This is a genomic window from Floridaenema aerugineum BLCC-F46, from assembly GCF_041929345.1.
In the GTDB taxonomy this organism is placed as follows: domain Bacteria; phylum Cyanobacteriota; class Cyanobacteriia; order Cyanobacteriales; family Aerosakkonemataceae; genus Floridanema; species Floridanema aerugineum.
The window spans coordinates 1-19453 of sequence record NZ_JBHFNQ010000021.1 but is presented as its reverse complement, the minus strand read 5'-3'; the positions used below and the strand labels follow the sequence as shown (position 1 = coordinate 19453).

Sequence of the window (19453 nt, the reverse complement as noted above, 5' to 3'; positions counted from 1 at the left end):
TTTACACATAATTTTTTTGTTTTTTTGTGTTTTTTTTTATAATAATTATATATTTTTTTTTTATTAAATAAATAAAATAAAAATTTTTTGTTGTTGGTCGTCTTCTTTTTATGTGCGCCCCGCCCCCCCAACAACGTACCTGCAACAACGTACCTGATAATAAATAAGAAGTGGTAAGGGCGAGAAAGTTGTGAAAGGAAATTCTCAGGGTGTTTATAAAGTTCAAAAGCAAACAAACTACCAATTTCAAGCTGAAACTCTACTACCAGTCAACAAACTTTTAAAAGTATCAGCTGCTAAAGGCACTTATCACTTCGACGGAAAACAACCTACATCCGGCTGTCCGAAAATTCCTGAATCTTTGCAATTGCGCCCTTACCAAAAACAAGCGGTAGAATCTTGGTTTGCTAACCAAGGTAGAGGCACTTTAAAAATGGCGACGGGTAGCGGAAAAACGATTACCGCCTTAGCAATTACTAGCGAACTTTACCAAAGAATTGGTTTACAAGTTTTGTTAGTTGTCTGTCCTTTTCGCCATTTAGTCACCCAATGGGCGCGAGAATGTGAAAAGTTTGGTTTGTCGCCAATTTTGGCTTTTGAAAATCTGCGACGTTGGCAAGATAAAGTTTCGACGCAATTGTATAATGTGCGATCGCAAAAACAACCCTTCCTCACCATCATTACCACCAACGCCACTTTAATCAGCGAGGGGTTTCAATCTCAACTTAAATACTTCCCCGAAAAAACTTTAATCATCGGCGATGAAGCACATAATTTAGGTGCTCCCAAATTAGAGGAAAGTTTACCCCGACAAATCGGTTTAAGACTCGCACTTTCCGCAACTCCCGAAAGACACTTTGATGATTTGGGCACCGAATCTCTGTTTAACTATTTTGGCGCAGTTTTACAACCAGAGTTTAACTTGAAAGATGCCATTCAAGCTGGGGCTTTAGTACCTTATTTTTATCATCCCATCTTAGTCGAACTCACCGAAACCGAAACCCGGAGTTATATTAAGTTAACTCGCCAAATTGGACGGGCGTTACTATTTCGTCAGCAAGAAGGACAAACATCTGCTATTTCTGATGAAGAAAATGAAGATTTGACACCTTTGTTAATTCAAAGGGCGAGATTAATTGGTGCAGCAGCGAACAAGTTAAGGGCGTTGCGAACTCTGATGGCTAATCGTTTGGAAAGTTGCCACACTTTATTTTATTGTGGGGATGGTTCGGTGGAAAGTACCCGCCAACTGAAGGCGGTGACAAAGATTTTGGGAACTGAGTTAGGTTATCGAGTCAGCACTTACACGGCGGAAACTCCTTTGGAAGAAAGGGAAGATTTGCGGCGACAATTTGAATCGGGAGAGTTACAAGGTTTAGTGGCAATTCGCTGTTTGGATGAAGGGGTGGATATTCCGGCAATTGAAAACGCCGTGATTTTGGCAAGCAGTAACAATCCTCGGCAATTTATTCAACGTCGCGGACGCATTTTGCGCCCTTATCCCGGCAAGCAAAGGGCAACTTTATTCGATATGATTGTCCTACCTCCAGAGTTAGACCGGGAAACTTTGGAAGTGGAACGGAATCTGTTAAGAAAAGAGTTGCGCCGCTTGGTGGAATTTGCAGATTTGGCGGTGAATGCGGGGGAAGCGAGGATGAAATTATTGAGTTTGCAAAAGCGTTATGGGTTGTTGGATATTTGAGAGATTGGGGGGAAGGGGAAGATTTGGTTTTTAAATTTATCCAGTCGGTTTTAGTTTCAGTTTTTTTGCTCTAGGGTCGATCGCTTCTTCTCAATCCAGGTTAATTCCGCTTTTTTGAACCGCAAAGGACGCAAAGGACGCGAAGGAAGAAAGGGGAGATTTGGTTTTTAAATTTTTCCTGTCGGTTTTAGGTTCAGTTTTTTGCTCAGGGTCCGATCGCTTCTTCTCAATCCAGGTTAATTCCGCTTTTTTGGAACCGCTCCAGACACAGAGGACGCAGAGGAAAGAGGATAAGGTATAGGTGAAACTAATCCGAATTTAGTATAACAGGGAGACTGGAGCAATCAAAGCTCGGTATTATACAATTTAACTGCTATTTTGTCAAACTCAAGCAGAAAGTCGATCGCCAAAAATTGTGGCACTTTGCCCTGGAAAATTGCCTTCAAATGCTTAGAATCAGAACCTACCCAAACGCATTTACAAGGCTTTGAGCAGTTAGAATCAGCTAAAAATCTAAAATAGTCATACGAACCGCTTGATTATGAAATCATACCATAAGGCTGGAATCAAGTAAATAGGTGGAATAATTAAGAATTTCTCTCAATTATGACTGAGCAATAAAACAAGGGAAATTTGCAATTTTAAAATTCGCGCAGGGCGAGATAATTATATCCTTATATATATAGGATATGACTAGCGCGTTAAAATCGATCGCACCCACCGCAGTGAGATTAAGCAAATTAGTATTTTTACTGTTCAGAAAGCTGGGCAAATACAATAGATTAAATAAGAGATTACCAAGTTCAGGGTAGTAGTAAAGATGAGCGAAGAACTCAACCTGAGTTATGTGCAAGAACCGATCGCCACTGCGCCGCCAGAAGTGCGACAAATCATTGATAGAGTGAGACAAGCGGAAAAAGACAAGCTTTATATGAGAATACCTTATAAAATTAACGAAGACATTTTACTCATCGTTAAGGATGTAATTCGATGAGGTTAATTTCGCTGAAACTTTGTAACTTTCGCTGTTTTTATGGCAAGAGTCCAGAGATTTCCTTTGCTTATGGAGAGGAACAAAATACCACAATTATTCACGGAAATAATGGTTCGGGGAAAACCACTTTACTCAACGCTTTCACTTGGGTATTGTATAACAAATTCACAGCGGCTTTTGCTTCGGAAGAATACTTAGTAAATAAAAGAGCAATATCGGAAGCTAACCCTGGAGAAGGGGTAGAATGTTGGGTAGAAATTGTTTGGGAACACTTCCAAAAACGCTATCGCGCTAAAAGAGAATGTCGCGCTTATAAAGGTGAAACGATCGAACAAGGCGAAAGCAAATTGTATATGCAAATTGCTGGCGACGATGGTAATTGGAAACTTCCTACAGAACAACCTGATGATATTATTGGTAAAATCTTACCCGAAAGCTTGCATCAATATTTCTTCTTTGATGGAGAACGAATTGAAAGAATCGTTCGTTCTGATAACAAGATAGAAATTGCCGAAGCAACTAAAACTATGCTGGGGGTGGAAGTTTTAAATCGTTCTATTAAGCATTTGGGGGAAGCAAAGAAAAGTTTAGAAGATGAGTTAAAAACTATTGGTGACACCGAAACAAAACAACTGTTAAAACAACAGCAGCAGAAAGAAAAAGAAATTGAACGTTTAGAAAATCGTCAAACCGAAATTTCTCAAGAATTAGCGCACCAAGAAACACTAAAGCGAGAAACTAGTACCCGCTTTCGAGACATTAGCGGCGCGAAAGATTTAGAAGAAAGACGCAAAGAATTAGAAGCGCAAAAAACTGCTAGTCGAGAAAGATTAAAAAAAAGCAAAGAAGCGTTAAACCGTGCGATTTCTAGCAAAGGTTACACAGTTTTATTGCCGGAATTAACCGCTGAATTTCGCACAATTTTAGAAGAATTAAAACAGCGAGGTGAATTAACAGCGGGAATTTCTCGTGAATTTATTCATCAGTTACTTAATACTCGGCGTTGTATTTGCGGTGCAGATTTAAGCGATGGTACACATTTTCATGAAAATGTAAACAGTTGGTTGGATAAAGCTAATATTGCCGCAGTTGAAGAAACCGCAATTCGGATTAGTACACAAGTAGATGAAATTGAGCAACAAGCGGTTAGTTTTTGGGAAGATGTGGACAAAGAACAAGCGAGTATTAACCAATTTCGCCAAGAAATTTCCCAAATTGAATCTCAGTTAGAAAGTATTAGCGAACAGTTACGCAAAAACCCTGCTGAAGAAATCCGTAACTTGCAAAAGCGATTGGATGAAATTGAAAGTAAAATTCGAGAGTTAACCTTAGAAGAGGGAGAGAATAAGCAAAAAATCTCAGACTTGAAAGCAGAAATTGATGCGCTTGTAAAACAAATTACTAAACAGCAATCTAACGAAGAAAAACAATTGTTAGCACAACGAAGAATTGCCGCAACTCAGGATGCTATTTCCCGCTTAAATGAGTATAAATCTCGGTTAGATCAACATTTTCGCAGTCAATTAGAAAAGCGAGTGCAGGAAATTTTCAGTTCGATTTCCTTTAAAGCATATATTCCCAAACTTAGTGACAAGTACGAACTAACTCTGATTGAAAACACTTCGGGTAAAGAAGCGTTAGTTGGTGCTTCGACGGGAGAGAATCAAATTCTCAGTTTGTCATTTATTGGGGGAATTATCGATCGCGTGCGAGAATGGAGTAAAGAAGAAATGATGGTGCCTGATAGTAGCACATTTCCGATCGTCATGGATTCACCTTTTGGTAGTTTAGACGAAATCTATCGCCGCCAAATTGCCAAAATTATCCCTCAATTAGCAAATCAATTAGTAGTTTTGGTGACAAAAACTCAATGGCGCGGTGAAGTAGCGGAAGAAATTACTAATCGAATTGGCAGAGAATATGTGTTAACTTATTACTCTTCTAAACCTGATTGCGAACAAGATGTCATTAATTTAGGCAATAGCAATTATCCGTTAATTAGGCAAAGTCCGAACGAATTTGAATATACAGAGATTAATGAGGTGGATTATGGTTTCTAGTTCTACTTTTGCTACTGATATTTGGGTAAAAGCAACTTGGGAAGAGTTTTTAGAGTTAGCGGATAACCCGGAATATGAAAAGGCAAGGTTTTATTATCATCAAGGTTACATGAGGATTGAAATGGCAGCACTTGGTTCTCGTCATGGACGGCAAAATTCTTTAGTTGCTAATGTGATTACGATATTTGCTACCTTGAAAGACATTGAAATTGTTGAGTTTACTAATACCAGTTACAGAAAAGAAGGGTTAGGAGAATTTCAACCTGATTCTTCTTTTTATATAGGTTCAGGATTAAGAATACCTCCTGAAATTGATTCACCTGTAGATTTAAATAAGTACGATCCACCAACATTGGTGTTAGAAACTGGATCGACAACTCTCAGTGATGATTTAGGCTTTAAACGCTTACTTTACGAACAAGCAGGAGTGAGAGAATATTGGGTAAATGATGCTAAAGCAGGTGAAGTAATAGGTTTTTCTATTTCTGAAAGGCGCAGTGGACAAATTCATCAATCCTTGGTGTTGCCAGGGTTAAGTTTATCAGTAATTAATGAAGCATTGCAACGTCGGAAAACCCAAAAGGATAATGAAATCAATCGTTGGTTAATACAAACTTTTAACCAAATGTAAAGGAGAAATTTGGATGCGAAAAGAATATCATAAGCTGGTAAGAGATAAAATTCCTGAAATCATTCAACAAAGTGGGTTGAAATGTGAAACTTTAACGCTTGCTGAATCTGAATATCGGGAAGCTTTGCGCCAGAAAGTAGTTGAAGAAGCGCAAGAAGTTGTGACAGCTGATGAAGAAGATTTAATTGCAGAATTAGCTGATATATATGAAGTTATCGATGCCATTATAGAAACTTACGGGATTAATCGGGAATTAATAATTGCCGAACAAATGCGCCGCCGAAACGAACGAGGTGGTTTTCAAAAACGGGTTAAACTTTTGTGGACTGAGTAATTAAAATGGGTGCAAATCGTGTTAGAGTTGGGAAAGATAAAGCTGATTTAGTGAAAGCTTTGACCTTGGGAAATGATACAACTGGGCCTTTTCAAACTTATGCAGATGCGATCGCCTTTGCTGCTGCTTTAGGTGCGAAAAGGAAGAAGCGGGTTGTTTTGCAAGAAGTTTCTAAAAAAGAACCGGGTGCGATCGCGCAAGAGATATTCATTTCCAGAGGGTACGATCGACTAATTAAGTTATTAGCAATATCCGAAACAAAAGACATTAATATTATTTCCCCCAATGACGCAGAAGCAGAAGAAACGCGCATTGCAATTTTTGAAGAATATGCCAATGGCGGATTAGAAATTTTGCAAGAAGAATTGCGAGGCGCAGTTGATTATACCGAAAGATTGCTGTTAATAATGATTTCCGAAAGAGAGCAAAAAAATCAGCCAGAAGGCGAATTTAATTTAAGTAGATTTTTGTAGGATTCTTCAGATCCCCGACTTCTTGAAGAAGTCGGGGATCTGGTCTACTTTACAAATCAATTTCATCAGGATTAATACCCTGAGAACGCAGGTATTCGGCTAATTTTTCAGCGCGTTGACGTTCTTGTTCGGCGCGTTGACGTTCCTGTTCTACTAATTCCACCGCCCAAGGTAAAATATTTCCTGCTGCATCCCACCAGCGTAACCAATAACCTGTTCGTTCTTCCTTTTTACCTCGCCAAACGCCCAAAAACAGGTTCATTTCTGCTAACCAATGACGACCTTCTTCATTAGGAAATTCTAATTCATAACGTCCATTTTGTAAGCGATATAATTCTAAAAGTCCGGTAGGAGGTTCAAAAATTGCATAAATTGGAACTTGCAAAATCCGTTCGTAAAAAAACCATTTACCTGGGGGAAAAGTTGGTTTAACCGAATATTCTCCGCCATCGGTATCTGAGAGAAATTCCATCACAACGTAGGGATTTTCTCCTTCTAAATTTGGGGTGTAACTTTTGCGATCGCCCTCTGATTCCCCAGCTAAAAGCGATCGAACAAAAACCCAATCCGGCGCTTTAATCACCAACTCACCATTAACAGTAGCACAAAGACCAAAATTGGCAGCAATTAGCATTTCTGATTTAATAAATCCCACCAATTCCAAACTTTCGCGTAACGCCCCAGCAATTAAAGGTTGCCCAGTATTTTCCACAGGATTATCTTCCAACTTAAAATCATCAGGTAACTTCTCCCAAGTAACAGTCAAACTTGCCAATTGATTACCTTGTTTTCTCTGAGTAGTAACCATTTTTTAACCTCCTATAATGTACTATATTCATCTTTGCCAAAAACCAAAAACCTATAATTTAGATCTTGCACCAGCCCCCAAAACCGCCTGCGAATCAATTCGCAGGCTAATAGCGAAAGTCCTCTAAAGAGGACTAAATACCAGAAATTACGCCACTAAATATTGTGGGATGGTGCGTTACACTGGCGTTAACACACCCTACGAATAGAGTCCTAAATACTTAGGATTTTTATGCTTTCAGTCCATTTTAATGGACTTGAGCTATTAGCCTGCGAATTGATTCGCAGGCGGGCTAAAATCGCAGGTGCAATCTGCGTTCATCTGCACTTTAAAACCCTAACTCAACAAAGTAGGCAACCCCACCTTTCGAGGTTCCACAAACTTGCCATTAAAACCGATCGCACGATCCTCAACCGTCCTCGCCTCAGCAACAGCGCGACGAATTTCCGCCCGTTCCATATCATCCTCAATCCCACCAACCAAATAAACAATTAACTTCGCCGCCAAATCCCTTCCTGACACCAAAACCCGCTTTTTATTAGCATCAAACAAAATTCCATACCACAAAGATTGAGGACTTTCCATATTACTAAAACCCCCATCAGCATCATACTTTTGCAACTTTTCAAACACCGACTCTAACGAAAAACCCTTTTTAAAAACCAAAATTCCCAAAGCTTGAAACAAAGCAATTTGCCCCACCGGACGAAACAACAAATTACCCTCACCAGCAGGTTTTTCAAAACTAAAACGGCGCAAATCTGGAGTTTCCGTTCCCCCATATTCCAAACGCTGAAAACTCAGCAGATTCGCCAAATTATCAAACACCGCTTTAAAACTTTCTATTCCCTCTTCCAACTCCTCATCTTCAGGACGTAAAGGAATTAAACCCTTTTTTTCCAAAGGTTTCCAATGAGGAAACTTATGCTGCAAATACCGTTCCGACATTTCTTTAAGTGCTTGCAAAGTTGTTAACACAGTAGCCTTCGCAGCAACAGTTGCACTATCCCAATTAACGCGAGGATTTCTGCCTTTAATATCCTTCAATAAAGGATGAGTCACCGCAACTTTTCTGGCAACAATTGAGAACCCATCATTTTCATCTAATTGGGCTAATTGTCCTTTAGTTAAAGGTACTGCCATTAAGTTAACATGAACAAAGATCGATCGCACTCTCCGCCTAGCTTCCTCATAAGTTTCCCCCGGAATCACCGCCGAAATAAACTCAATTCCAATCTTTTCCTTAGCCAAATTTTGCAAATAAACCGGATCTACTTGATACTGTTCCCGCAAATCTTCAATAGTAATCACACTACCCGAAGGTTTCTTATCTTTTTTATAACGGGGAAGCTTTCCAGTTTGCAATAATTCCATCAAACCTTGCACGCCCATTAAGCGATGTTGACCATCTAAAGCGAAGATTGTCACATCAGGAGAAACATCCAATAAACCGACTTTATTATCTTTATCTAAAGGCATAAAGTTAGCAGCAGATTTCATCGCCCTTCTCTCACTATTCCATTCATTAGCGTGAGGAATATCGACCCAAGGTTGATTAATGACTACTAAAACTGGGGGAAATTTGTGATGTTTTCTTGCTGCTAAATATTGCGCCAGAGAAGCTTGGCGAGTCCAATCTAACGGACGTTGTTGAATTTCCTCAATGCTTTCCGCGTCAATTTCCACATTTTCCGTGTGGGAGTCGAACTTTTGCCGCAGCAAAGGTAAGCGAGAGGCAAAGCGAACGCGACTGGCGAACCATTCCAGAGTAACGGAACCAATATAAGCTTCACTTCCTCCCATTTCGATTTTTTGTACCAAAATTTGGTCATTTCTGCCCAAATATCGGTCAAGCAGGAGGGCTATAGCTTGTTTCTCCTGATTTTCTCTCTCCAAAATTTGACTCGCCAAGTCGCTAGTCGGGTTGTTATTCATGGGTCACTTTTTAAGGTACTAGATTTGATTTTAGAAAAAAACTGGTTTGAAAAGATATGTGTAAACTTAGTTTTTGAAAACTTAGGGATGTGTAATACTAAGATAGTGGTAAATTCTTTGCTAATAGTATATAGTATTAAAAATGTCAATATGTATGAATACTCAAATAAAAAGATGTCCCAGACACCAACTAACAGTAACTCTTCTGATAGATTAGACCGGATTGAGGCGATTTTAGAACGGTTTATCGAAGAAAGCGATCGCACCAACAAGGTACTACAACAACTAATTGAAGCCCAAATTCAAACAGATAAAGCAATCAACCAAATCATAGAGATTCAGGCATCTTTAGCAGCAGGACAAGAGAAACAAGAGAGACTTTTAGAATATTTAATCCGGCGACTTGAGGTGGGAAATGGTTAAAACTGCGATCGCTAATTTTGAATATATTTTACCTGTGATTCGGGGAATTCAAGCTGGACGCGAGTATTATGTTTCTATGTGCCCAGTGCGAATTTTGCCGAAACTTTTCCCCTTAGATGAAGAAGAAATGCCTCCAGAATTACGGGCGAGTCGCGAGATTAATTTAGCACGAATTCCCGAAATAAGTCAATATATTTTAAAGCATCCAACTACTTATATTTTTTCGGCAATTACCGCTTCTATCGATGCAGAAATTAAATTTGAACCAATCGGAACGGAGGCGGAAGAACGGAAAATTGGACGGTTGCGAGTGCCAATGGATGCGAAATTTTCGATTAATGATGGCAAGCATCGACGGGCAGCTTTGGAGTTAGCATTAAAGGAGAATCCAGATTTAGGATATGAGACGATCGCACTAATTTTATTTCTGGATATTGGGTTAAAGCGATCGCAACAAATGTTCTCGGATTTAAACCGTTTTCCCGTAGTGACTGACTCTGCTTTAAATATACTTTATGACCAGCACGATCGCACCGCAGAATTAGTTAGAGAAGTGGTGCAGCAAGTAACAGTTTTTCGCTGTTTGACGGATACTGAACATAGTGTTTTGGGGGTCCGATCGGGGAAGTTATTTGCGATCGATCGGATTTATAATGCTACTATTAATTTGTTGGTTAATTGTCAGCATCTCCCTTTGTCTCAACAGCTAGATTTAGCTGTGCGATTTTGGAATATTGTCAGCGATAATATCCCTGATTGGCAACAGGTTTTATCTAAAAAAGTGGCGGCGGGAGAGGTGCGAAGAGATTACGTTCATTGTCATCCAGTTGCGCTTTTAGCTTTGGGTGAAGTTGGGGCTTTTTTGCTTTCTTTGGATGGTTGGGAGGGTTATTTGCAGGGGTTGAAGGAGATTGATTGGTCACGTTTTAATGAGGATTGGCAAGGGCGGATTTTGGTTAAGGGGGGGTTTTCTAAGTCTCGTGAAAGTGTTAGTTGGTTGAGGGGGTATATTTTGCAATGTTTGGGGTTGGGGTAAATGAAGGGCAGATGGTTTTTAGATTTTTGGTGGGGGTTTTAGGTTTGTTTTGGAACGCAGATGAATGCGGATGAACGCAGATGAACGCAGATGTTTTTGTAAGTTATTGGTGGGAGTTTTAGATTGTTTTTAACCACAGATGTCCACAGATGAACACAGATGAACACAGATGGAAGATGAAGTAATGTCGATAATTTTATGTCCATCCCAGATGTGCTTTTGCTACAGTAACGGCTATTCTTATACTATTGACACCAGCTGATATTTTGAATGGTTTAGCTGGATTTTTAGGTTTAGGGTCAATTATAACTATATTGCCCTGCCAAATACTACATTCTCTCAACCAGTCAAGCTTTGCAATCTGTGAGACTTTTTCTGCATCGAAACAATCATTGTTGTTATCATAAGTGTAATATAACAAGTGTCCTAACACTTCTAATCCAACACTTCTGCCTAGAAGACAATCTTCTTTAAATGCAGTAACCTGATCAATTGTTAAATCTTCAACACGGGTTTCAAAAATATGCCTAGTTTGATTAGATTCTGAGAAAAACTGATTTAAGCAACTAACTAAAGCATCTGATGATGTTTCTACATCTAAATCTAAAAGTTCATCATTTGGATCATCTGCAAAAGCACAACTTACAGACTTAGCTATGTAATTGCTTGTATAAATTAACTTTTTCGGAGGGTTATCTTTTATTCTTTCTGTTTTCTCATGAAACATTGGCACTCGATTAATCAAGTTTTTGGTAATGCCGACCCTACCTTCAAACTCACCAAACGACAAGAGCAAAGATTTATTTAATTGTCTTGTCTGCGCCATATCTCTAAAATCGGTTTGGCACTGCTTAATGTCTCCTTCTAAAACCAGAGTAATAGGGAAATCATTATCTGCAATTAATTCGGCATCCGAGCTTTCTATCAATTCATGTATAGCACGCTTGCGATGTTGCCCATCAGTAATGTCTAACTTAACAGACCGAGGAATGACCACCATACACACTCCCCTGCTCAATTCAATTAGCTTAATTTGATCTGGTGCAACATTCGCTGTTAGTGTTCCCAAAATCCAAGGCTTACCCTTTCTGGCACGCTTTAGTATGTACTCCTTAACTTCTTCAGCATGACCTTCGACTTCAGGACGATTTTTACCAGAATCAGGATTATTCTCGGTAGATGGTTTTGCTAGAAGCAATGTAGGTAAATCATGAGCAGGAACATTAATCTGTACCATTTTCCGATTTCCCTGCTGGAAAACTAACCCCGGATAGCATTTATCACGGTGATACTCAGCAAAAAGCCGTTCAACCACCTGAGCTATTTGATCTTTTGGATCGAGGTGCGGATAGTTGCTCTCTGGCATAATATTAAAGCGTTTATAAAGTTACGTTAAAGCTTATGTAGCAATTATAACCATTATTGGAGGTACAAGCTAGAGATGGCATCTACGGAACAAAGAAACCATAACCTAAAGATACCGGAATTTTTCCAAAAATTGTATCAGATTATAACAAAAAGTCAACATAAGGAATACGGGAGTGTGTAGAAGTGGCAGAAATACAGCAAATGTCACTATTTCCTCCACGTACTGCTGTGGAGTTAGTGGAAGATATAGAAAAACTAAGTCAAGAAATCCAGGAATTATACTCTTTAGATGAAATTCCCTGGATCGTAGGATACAGCGGAGGTAAGGACAGTACAGCAACATTGCAGCTTGTCTGGAATGCGATCGCAAAACTGCCAGAAGAAAAAAGAACTAAGACTATTCATGTTATTACAACAGATACGTTGGTAGAAAATCCTTATGTTTCTGCATGGGTTCGTAAATCGTTAGATCGAATGAAGTCAGCTGCTACACAGCAGAAAATGCCAATTGAACCTCATTTACTTCAACCAGACATTAAACATACTTATTGGGTAGGTTTAATTGGTAAAGGCTACCCAGCACCTCGGCAACTCTTTCGTTGGTGTACTCCCAGGTTGAAAATTGATCCCTCTAATCGCTTTATTCGAGATGTTGTTCGCTCCTCTGGTGAAACTATTCTAGTTTTAGGAACTCGCAAAAAAGAGAGTGCCAACCGTGCCGCTATTATGGCTAAACGCGAGGAAGGTAGATTGCGCGATCGTCTTAGCCCCAATCCTAGCCTTCCCAATTCTCTAATTTATAGTCCTGTTGAAGATTGGAGAAATGACGAAGTTTGGTTGTACTTAATGCAGTGGAAAAATCCTTGGGGACATAGTAATAAAGATTTATTTACTATGTATCGGGAGTCCACCGCAGATAACGAATGTCCTTTAGTTGTTGATACCTCTACTCCTAGTTGCGGTAGTTCTCGATTTGGTTGCTGGGTATGCACACTAGTTGACAGTGACAAATCTCTGACAGCAATGATTCAAAATGATGAAGAAAAAGAATGGTTGCAACCTTTAGTAGATTTCCGTCTAGAGTTGGATGTTTTAAATGATCGAGATAAGAGAGACTTTCGCCGCATTTATGGTAGAGTTGAACTTTTTGAACGCAATATCGATGGCAAAACAAGATTCGATCCCATTCCCGGCCCATATACTAAATATTGGCGCGAACATTGGTTAAGAAGAGTACTCGAAGCACAAACCCAAATTCGCAAAACCGCCCCCCCAGAAATGGGCGACATCACCTTAATAACTGAGGAAGAACTCAGCGAAATTCGCCGGATATGGCTAGAAGAAAAACACGAATTTGACGACAGCTTACCCCGCATTTATGAAGAAGTCACAGGCGAACCCTTCCAAGACACCCGCCCAGGAGTAGAAAGAAGATTACTCGGAAGCGACGAATGGACAGTTTTAGAAGAAATATGTGAAGATCAAATGCACTTAGAACTGATGGCGAAACTATTAGATACCGAACGGCAATATTACACCAAAACTCGCCGTACCGGAATCTACGACACCATAGAAAAATCCTTCGAGAGTAGTTCTCGCCCCAAAGAAGAAGCAATAGAAAACGCCCACTACCAACGTAACTTAAAAAACACCGTCGAATCCCTCAAAGTAAATGCCGAAAACATTGACCAAATCAGACCAGTATTAAACGGCGAAACCCCCGAACTCGACAAAAAAGACGAAGAACAAGAAACAACAGAAGACAACAAACAAGGCAAACAACTCTCTTGGGCAGACCTAAAATTTAAAGAGATGGGGGGATAGGGGGATGGGGGAAATTCCTTAATTTACATCAACAACTCTCCCCACCTCCCCAGTTTAGTAGGGTGCGTCAGAAGCCGAAATTTAGCCATCGAATCCAAATTTTTGCTATCTGACGCACCCTACAACTCATAATTAAAAACTCAAAACTCAAAACTCAAAACTTAATTCAAAACCGTGATCTTCCTCGAACTTTCCTTAGAAAACTTTGGCCCTTACTTGGGAAAAAACATCATCAACTTGCGCCCAGAAAATGATGGCGAAACTCGTCCAATCATTCTATTTGGTGGCATGAATGGCGGCGGAAAAACCACCCTCATGGATGCCATTCGCCTCACCCTTTATGGAAATCGCGCCCAATGTTCCACCAGGGGAAATTTAAGTTACAGCGAATTCCTAAATCAGTCAGTACACCGCCACACCCCACCCACAGGAAAAACCCGCATTGAATTAACATTTGAACATATCCAAGAAGACAAACCGACAATTTTTAAAGTCGTCAGATATTGGGAAAAAGAACCCAAAGACGGCAAAGATACATTAGGAATACTCGTTTACGATCATCATCTCAGAGAATGGTGGCCTGACAAAGCCTTAACAAACGCTTGGGATGAATATATCGAAACTCTCTTACCTTTAGGAATTTCTAACCTCTTTCTATTCGACGGCGAACAAGTCAAAGAACTCGCGGAATTAGAAACACCACCGCCTTTAGTTGTGGATGCAATTCGATCGCTTTTAGGCTTAGAATTAGCCGAACGCCTCTCAGTAGACTTAGATATATTAGTTAGCAGAAAACGCAAAGAAATCGCCGGGGCAAAAGAACTCGCCACCCTAGAAAAATTAGAAACCAAATTTAAAGATTTGATTGTCGAAAGAGAAAACGCCACCCAAGAACAAGGAAGCTGTCAAACACAATTAGAAGACAAACAAAAAGCCCTGCGATTAGCCGAAGAAAAATTCATCTCCGAAGGCGGAAAAATCGCTGGAGAACGGAATCAATTAGATCAACAAGAAACCGAACTGAAAAATCAAGCCAACACCACTCGGCAAACATTAGTAGAATTAGCCGCTGGAGTATTACCATTAGCTTTAATAACTCCGCTGTTAAACCAAATCGAAATTCAAGCCGAAAAAGAAACCCAACAACAACAGGCGAAAATTGAAAAAGATGCTTTACAAAAAAGAAGCGATCGCCTAATCCAATATATCACAAAACTCGACCTAAAACCCAAACAAATCGAGCAAATAAAAACCTTCCTCGACCAAGAATACCAAGAACTAGAACAAGCCGCCAGCAGTAGCGAAAAACCCTGGTTACAAGCCGACATAGAAGTAATAGAACAACTAGAAAACCTGCTGAAATACGAACTAAAAGCCAAAGAAGAAATCGGCGCAGAAAAGATTAACCAACTCAAAGAAATCGAGAGAGACATCGAATTTTTAGAGAGACAATTAGCGATCGCCGCCTCCCCCGAAATCTACGAACAACTGCAAAGAAATGTCCGCCTAGCCCAAAAAGAATTAGCCAAAGCCCAAGCCGCCAAAGAAATGGCAAATCGCCGCGTCGAAGAAAGCAAAAGAGAACTAGAAAAAACCCGCAAAGAAATCGAACAATACAGCCAAGAACACATCAAACTAAGAAACAATCAACATATCATAACTTCTGCTGCCAAAGTACAGAATACCCTCAAACTATTCAAAGAAAAACTAACCCTAAAAAAACTCAACAAACTAGAAAAAGAAGTTACCCAATGCTTCTGTTACTTATTGCATAAAACCGACCTAGTACATCGCGTCGTAATAGACACCCAAACCTTCAGCCTTTTCCTATACGACACCCAAGGAAAAGCAACACCAAAACATCGGTTATCTGCTGGAGAAAAACAACTATTAGCCATCTCATTTTTATGGGGATTAGCGAGAGTATCAGGAAGACATTTACCAGTTGCGATCGACACCCCATTAGGAAGATTAGACTCCTCCCATAGACAAAACTTAATCGAGAGATATTTCCCCGCTGCTAGTCATCAAGTAATCTTGCTTTCAACAGATACAGAAATAGGAAAAACCGAGGTAGAGAACTTGAGGAAATTGGAAGCGATCGCCAGAGAATACCTATTAAAATATGATGCAAATGAGCGCCAAACAATTGTAAAAGATGGGTATTTCTGGTAATATGAATTAAATTAATTTTTATTTAGAAATTTGTAGGGGCGAAGCATTCGGGCGACAATTTATGAAACTCAACCAAAAGATAAAAATCCGAATGCTTCGCCCTGCCCCACAGACAACCTGTATCTACAATCTTGCGCCAAGACAGGGCGAAGCATTTGGGTACAAACATCTTTGGCAGGTTGCAAAATCGATCACCCAAATGCTTCGCCCCTACAGCAGGTTAATACAACAATCCGAATGCTTCGCCTTCCCCCACAGACAACCTATATCTACAATCTTGCGCTAAGACAGGGCGAAGCATTTGGACATAAGTATTTTTTGTAAGTTGCAGAAATTGTCGCCCAAATGCTTCGCCCCTACAGCAGGTTAATATAACAATCCGAATGCTTCGCCCCTACAATTAATTTGCCAACAGCATCATCTGCCTTAAAAAAACAAAATGGAACCCCCAGTAAACACCATCAAACTATCCCAAACAGCCAAAGACCAACTACTAAAACTGCGCCGCAACACCAAAATAGACCAATGGAACATCCTTTGTCGTTGGGGATTTTGCCGTTCCCTAGCCGAATCAAGCATCCCCTCACCCGTACCCATCCCCGCCGATAGCAACGTCGAACTCACCTGGAAAGTATTCGGCGGCGAAATGTCCGATATCCTCATTCTCGCCCTAAAACAACGCTGTCACAACGACAAACTAGGAACAGACAAAGAAACCCTCGCCCACCAGTTCCGCCTCCACCTCCATCGCGGCATCGGCTACCTAGCAGGCGATCCCAATATTAAAAAGATAGAAGATTTAATAGCGATCGCCACTAAAAAGTGACTAGTTATATCAGAAAAAATGATGCAATAAATCGGAGATCCCCCTAAATCCCCCTTAATAAGGGGGACTTTAAACCCACTCTTGTTCCCCCCAGGGGAAACTCACTCTTGTTCCCCCCTTATTAAGGGGGGCTAGGGGGGATCGGACCTCTGTATCGCAAACATTTAGGTATGGGCGGGGAGAGAATCGAACTCTCATTCCCTCGCGGGAGCTAGATTTTGAGTCTAGTGCGTCTACCAGTTTCGCCACCCGCCCTTGGAATCGGCTTTATTACTATAGCGCATAGTCTCACCTTTTAGCAACCCCTGATATTCTTTACTACTTGCCCAGCGATCGATCTCCCTAGCCCGCAACACAGGCACAGGATGAGTCAAATTCACCGTCTGCGCCTCTTTCAGCATTTGCCCAAGTTCATTATTGCTAATGTCATCGTAAGCCCGTGCCTGAGCCAAAAACGCATCCAAATTCAACTGTGAAGCCAAACTTGGCGATCCACCCGCTAACTTCATCAACAACGAACTCACCACTCGCGGTTCTTGAGTCGCTAGCAACGCCGCGCGATCGCAAGTAAACTCAGCACAGCGTAACCACTGCAACATTTGCTGCTGTAACCCTTGGGCCAACACCGCACCCCAACTAGGTAACTGTGCCGCTGCCAAAACCATAATATTTGCGATCGTCAAATAAACCCCATGATCGCACTTCAAATGCCCCAACTCATGAGCAATCACCGCTTGAATCTCTGGTGGTGAGAGCAACTCCAGCAAAGAAGTATGCACCACAATAAACGGTTGTTTACCCCGCATCGCGAAAGTATAAGCATTGGGTACTGGATGCTGGCGAACATAAAGCTGAGGCGCTTCCATATCCAGAACTTCACAAGCTTCTAACAGCATCTTGTGAAATTCTGGCAACTGTTTCTCACCCACCAGCACGCTAGCCGCAATATTTTCTAAATAAAAAAACTGTTCCGCCACCGGACCGAGTAAATTTCTCACAATCACATCTATACCAGGAAACTGTTTAATCGCCTGAGTTGCCTCTAAATCCAGAGGATGACGAAAATGATCTGCTTTTAAACCGAGTAAAGTAGTTTTTGGGGAAAACATGAGGCGAACTGCTTTGTAAACAACAAAATTATTTATAAATCTGCCTTTTTTAGGAAAAGATCGATCGCTCAACACCAGCAAGAAATCAACCCCTCCTCAAACGATCATAGTTTTAGATTTGAAATCAGTAATTAATATTATCTTCCCTGCCCCCAGAATGAGTGTAGGTAGCTGCCAAAGCTACCCACACTCATTATCTAAAAGTTATCCAGCCACATTGAGCGGATTTTCTTTAACTGATTCAGTTTCCGTTTCGCCTTCCATCTGAATTCGACGTAAACGAGCCCCTACTGTTTGCAGCTTTATCTCTAGATTTTCGTAACCTCGATCGAGGTGCTGTAACCCTTTGATAATCGTCTTACCTTGCGCTGCTAACCCCGCCAGCACTAATGCTGCCGAAGCCCTTAAATCTGTCGCCAAAACAGGCGCACCGGACAAAATAGGTACACCACGCACGATCGCATGATGACTCTTGACGCGAATATCTGCACCCATCCGATTCAACTCTGCCACATGGCGCAAGCGATTCTCGAAGACAGTTTCGGAAATTACACTGTCTCCTTCACTTAAAGTCAACAAAGACATAAATTGCGCCTGCATATCCGTCGGAAATCCCGGATAAGGCAGAGTTTCAATATCTGTCGCACTCAGACGTTCTCTAGCAACTATCCGCAAGCAATCAGACCCTTCGGTAAATACCTGAGCGCCCATTGCCCGAAGTTTAGAAATTACAGCCGTTTGATGATCTGGAACTACAGGATACAAACTCAAGTCTGAGTGGGTAATTGCTCCTGCTACCAAAAAAGTCCCAGCTTCAATCCGATCGGGAATAATACTATATTCCGTAGAGTGGAGGCTCGGAACCCCATCAATCACAATGGTTTTAGTTCCTGCACCCTTAATTCTAGCCCCCATTGCTCTACAGAAATTCGCTAAATCCACCACTTCTGGCTCTTGCGCCGCATTTTCGATCGTGGTTTCTCCTTCTGCTAACGTCGCTGCCATCATGATTGTCTCAGTGGCACCAACGCTGGGGTAATCCAAGTAAATGTGGGCACCTGTTAAGCGACGGCTTTTCCCTCGAACATAAGCATTAACCATACCATGTTCGATTTGCACATCTGCCCCCATTAACTGTAAACCCCTGACATGAAGATCTACAGGTCTGGCTCCGATCGCACAACCACCCGGAAGCGGCACCTTTGCCACCCCTAACCGCGCCAGCATTGGCCCCATCACAAAGAAACTAGCCCGTAGCTGACTGACTAATTCGTAGGGTGCTTGGGATTGGCTGATGTCCCGGGCGTTGATGTCTAAAACGTCCCCATCTTGTAACACCTTCACACCTAAAGCTGACAGAATCTCGCCCATTCGCCGCACGTCCATCAAAGACGGAACGTTCCGCAAACGGCAATCTTCTGAACAGAGCAGAGCACCTGCCATAATCGCTAAGGCGGAATTTTTCGCCCCGCTAACTCTGACTTGCCCTGAGAGGGGAGTGCCACCCAAAATTTCTAAAACCGATTGGTCTTCTTTGGCGTTGGCATTAGTGTCGGTTAAACCAGTAACGCGAGTAATTGTCCTGTCCTCCGAATTACTTCACAATTCGTGCGTCGTCATCTAATTTTGGTTTGATTCTACAGGAAAGTTTCCAAATGTCCATAATCGAGAAGTTTTTTTTATAACCTGAATGGGGGACTGGGGATTAGGGACTGGGGTATGGGCAAATAATGAATTTACCCAACCCCCAACCCC

The 19453-nt window shown here is 41.1% G+C and carries 16 protein-coding genes and 1 tRNA gene; 11 read left to right on the top strand and 6 right to left on the bottom strand.

Annotated elements, in window-relative coordinates; translation table 11 throughout:
* Positions 1-190: 190 nt before the first annotated feature.
* The 6 genes from ACE1CC_RS02535 to ACE1CC_RS02510 all read left to right on the top strand — a co-directional run bounded on the left by ACE1CC_RS02535 (position 191) and on the right by ACE1CC_RS02510 (position 6194).
* On the top strand, positions 191-1702 hold the full coding sequence (locus ACE1CC_RS02535) for a DNA phosphorothioation system restriction enzyme (protein WP_459563786.1): 1512 nt from the start codon (positions 191-193) through the stop codon (positions 1700-1702).
* 820 nt (positions 1703-2522) lie between these two features.
* Positions 2523-2696 carry a hypothetical protein gene (locus ACE1CC_RS02530; RefSeq protein WP_413268901.1) on the top strand — a complete coding sequence of 58 codons (174 nt, stop codon included), beginning with the start codon at positions 2523-2525 and terminating at the stop codon, positions 2694-2696.
* Positions 2693-4756 (top strand): AAA family ATPase, encoded by a 2064-nt coding sequence (locus ACE1CC_RS02525; protein ID WP_413268900.1) that lies wholly within the window; start codon positions 2693-2695, stop codon positions 4754-4756. The genes ACE1CC_RS02530 and ACE1CC_RS02525 overlap by 4 nt, the downstream gene beginning before the upstream one ends.
* Entirely contained in the window at positions 4746-5387 is a 642-nt protein-coding gene (locus ACE1CC_RS02520; RefSeq protein WP_413268899.1) for a Uma2 family endonuclease, read from the top strand. The genes ACE1CC_RS02525 and ACE1CC_RS02520 overlap by 11 nt, the downstream gene beginning before the upstream one ends.
* Before the next feature lie 13 nt (positions 5388-5400).
* Positions 5401-5721: a nucleotide pyrophosphohydrolase gene (locus ACE1CC_RS02515; RefSeq protein ID WP_413268898.1), complete on the top strand. Its 321-nt coding sequence runs from the start codon at positions 5401-5403 to the stop codon at positions 5719-5721.
* A gap of 5 nt (positions 5722-5726) precedes the next feature.
* A complete protein-coding gene (locus ACE1CC_RS02510; protein ID WP_413268897.1) occupies positions 5727-6194 on the top strand; it encodes a DNA phosphorothioation-associated protein 4 in 468 nt (155 codons plus the stop codon).
* A gap of 49 nt (positions 6195-6243) precedes the next feature.
* On the opposite strand, the gene ACE1CC_RS02505 is transcribed toward ACE1CC_RS02510, so the two are convergent.
* Both ACE1CC_RS02505 and ACE1CC_RS02500 read right to left on the bottom strand, forming a co-directional pair.
* Entirely contained in the window at positions 6244-7002 is a 759-nt protein-coding gene (locus ACE1CC_RS02505) for a Uma2 family endonuclease (protein ID WP_413268896.1), read from the bottom strand.
* 336 nt (positions 7003-7338) lie between these two features.
* Positions 7339-8937, bottom strand: coding sequence for a DGQHR domain-containing protein (locus tag ACE1CC_RS02500; RefSeq protein ID WP_413268895.1), 1599 nt, complete (start codon positions 8935-8937; stop codon positions 7339-7341).
* 174 nt (positions 8938-9111) lie between these two features.
* On the opposite strand from ACE1CC_RS02500, the gene ACE1CC_RS02495 reads away from it, so the two are divergent.
* Together ACE1CC_RS02495 and dndB are read left to right on the top strand one after the other, a co-directional pair.
* Positions 9112-9360 (top strand): hypothetical protein, encoded by a 249-nt coding sequence (locus ACE1CC_RS02495; protein ID WP_413268894.1) that lies wholly within the window; start codon positions 9112-9114, stop codon positions 9358-9360.
* A complete protein-coding gene (gene dndB / locus ACE1CC_RS02490) occupies positions 9353-10396 on the top strand; it encodes a DNA sulfur modification protein DndB (RefSeq protein ID WP_413268893.1) in 1044 nt (347 codons plus the stop codon). The genes ACE1CC_RS02495 and dndB overlap by 8 nt, the downstream gene beginning before the upstream one ends.
* A 196-nt stretch (positions 10397-10592) precedes the next feature.
* Here the strand turns inward: dndB and ACE1CC_RS02485 are convergent, their stop codons facing one another.
* The gene (locus ACE1CC_RS02485; RefSeq protein WP_413268892.1) at positions 10593-11762 is read right to left on the bottom strand and encodes a DNA sulfur modification protein DndB; all 1170 of its coding nucleotides are present in this window, start codon (positions 11760-11762) and stop codon (positions 10593-10595) included.
* Between the two features lie 203 nt (positions 11763-11965).
* On the opposite strand from ACE1CC_RS02485, the gene dndC reads away from it, so the two are divergent.
* From dndC to dndE, 3 genes are all read left to right on the top strand, one after another.
* On the top strand, positions 11966-13588 hold the full coding sequence (dndC, locus tag ACE1CC_RS02480) for a DNA phosphorothioation system sulfurtransferase DndC (RefSeq protein WP_413268891.1): 1623 nt from the start codon (positions 11966-11968) through the stop codon (positions 13586-13588).
* Between the two features lie 174 nt (positions 13589-13762).
* On the top strand, positions 13763-15763 hold the full coding sequence (gene dndD, locus ACE1CC_RS02475; RefSeq protein WP_413268890.1) for a DNA sulfur modification protein DndD: 2001 nt from the start codon (positions 13763-13765) through the stop codon (positions 15761-15763).
* A 439-nt stretch (positions 15764-16202) separates the two neighbouring features.
* Entirely contained in the window at positions 16203-16589 is a 387-nt protein-coding gene (dndE, locus tag ACE1CC_RS02470; RefSeq protein ID WP_413268153.1) for a DNA sulfur modification protein DndE, read from the top strand.
* A gap of 171 nt (positions 16590-16760) precedes the next feature.
* On the opposite strand, the gene ACE1CC_RS02465 is transcribed toward dndE, so the two are convergent.
* The 3 genes from ACE1CC_RS02465 to murA all read right to left on the bottom strand — a co-directional run bounded on the left by ACE1CC_RS02465 (position 16761) and on the right by murA (position 19276).
* Positions 16761-16844: transfer RNA gene (locus ACE1CC_RS02465), tRNA-Leu, on the bottom strand.
* Positions 16823-17698, bottom strand: a complete 876-nt coding sequence (locus ACE1CC_RS02460) for a M48 family metallopeptidase (RefSeq protein ID WP_413268889.1) — start codon at positions 17696-17698, stop codon at positions 16823-16825. Before ACE1CC_RS02460 ends, ACE1CC_RS02465 begins: the two co-directional genes overlap by 22 nt.
* Before the next feature lie 204 nt (positions 17699-17902).
* Complete coding sequence (gene murA / locus ACE1CC_RS02455) at positions 17903-19276, bottom strand: UDP-N-acetylglucosamine 1-carboxyvinyltransferase (protein WP_413268902.1); 1374 nt, start codon at positions 19274-19276, stop codon at positions 17903-17905.
* Between the last annotated feature and the right edge of the window lie 177 nt (positions 19277-19453).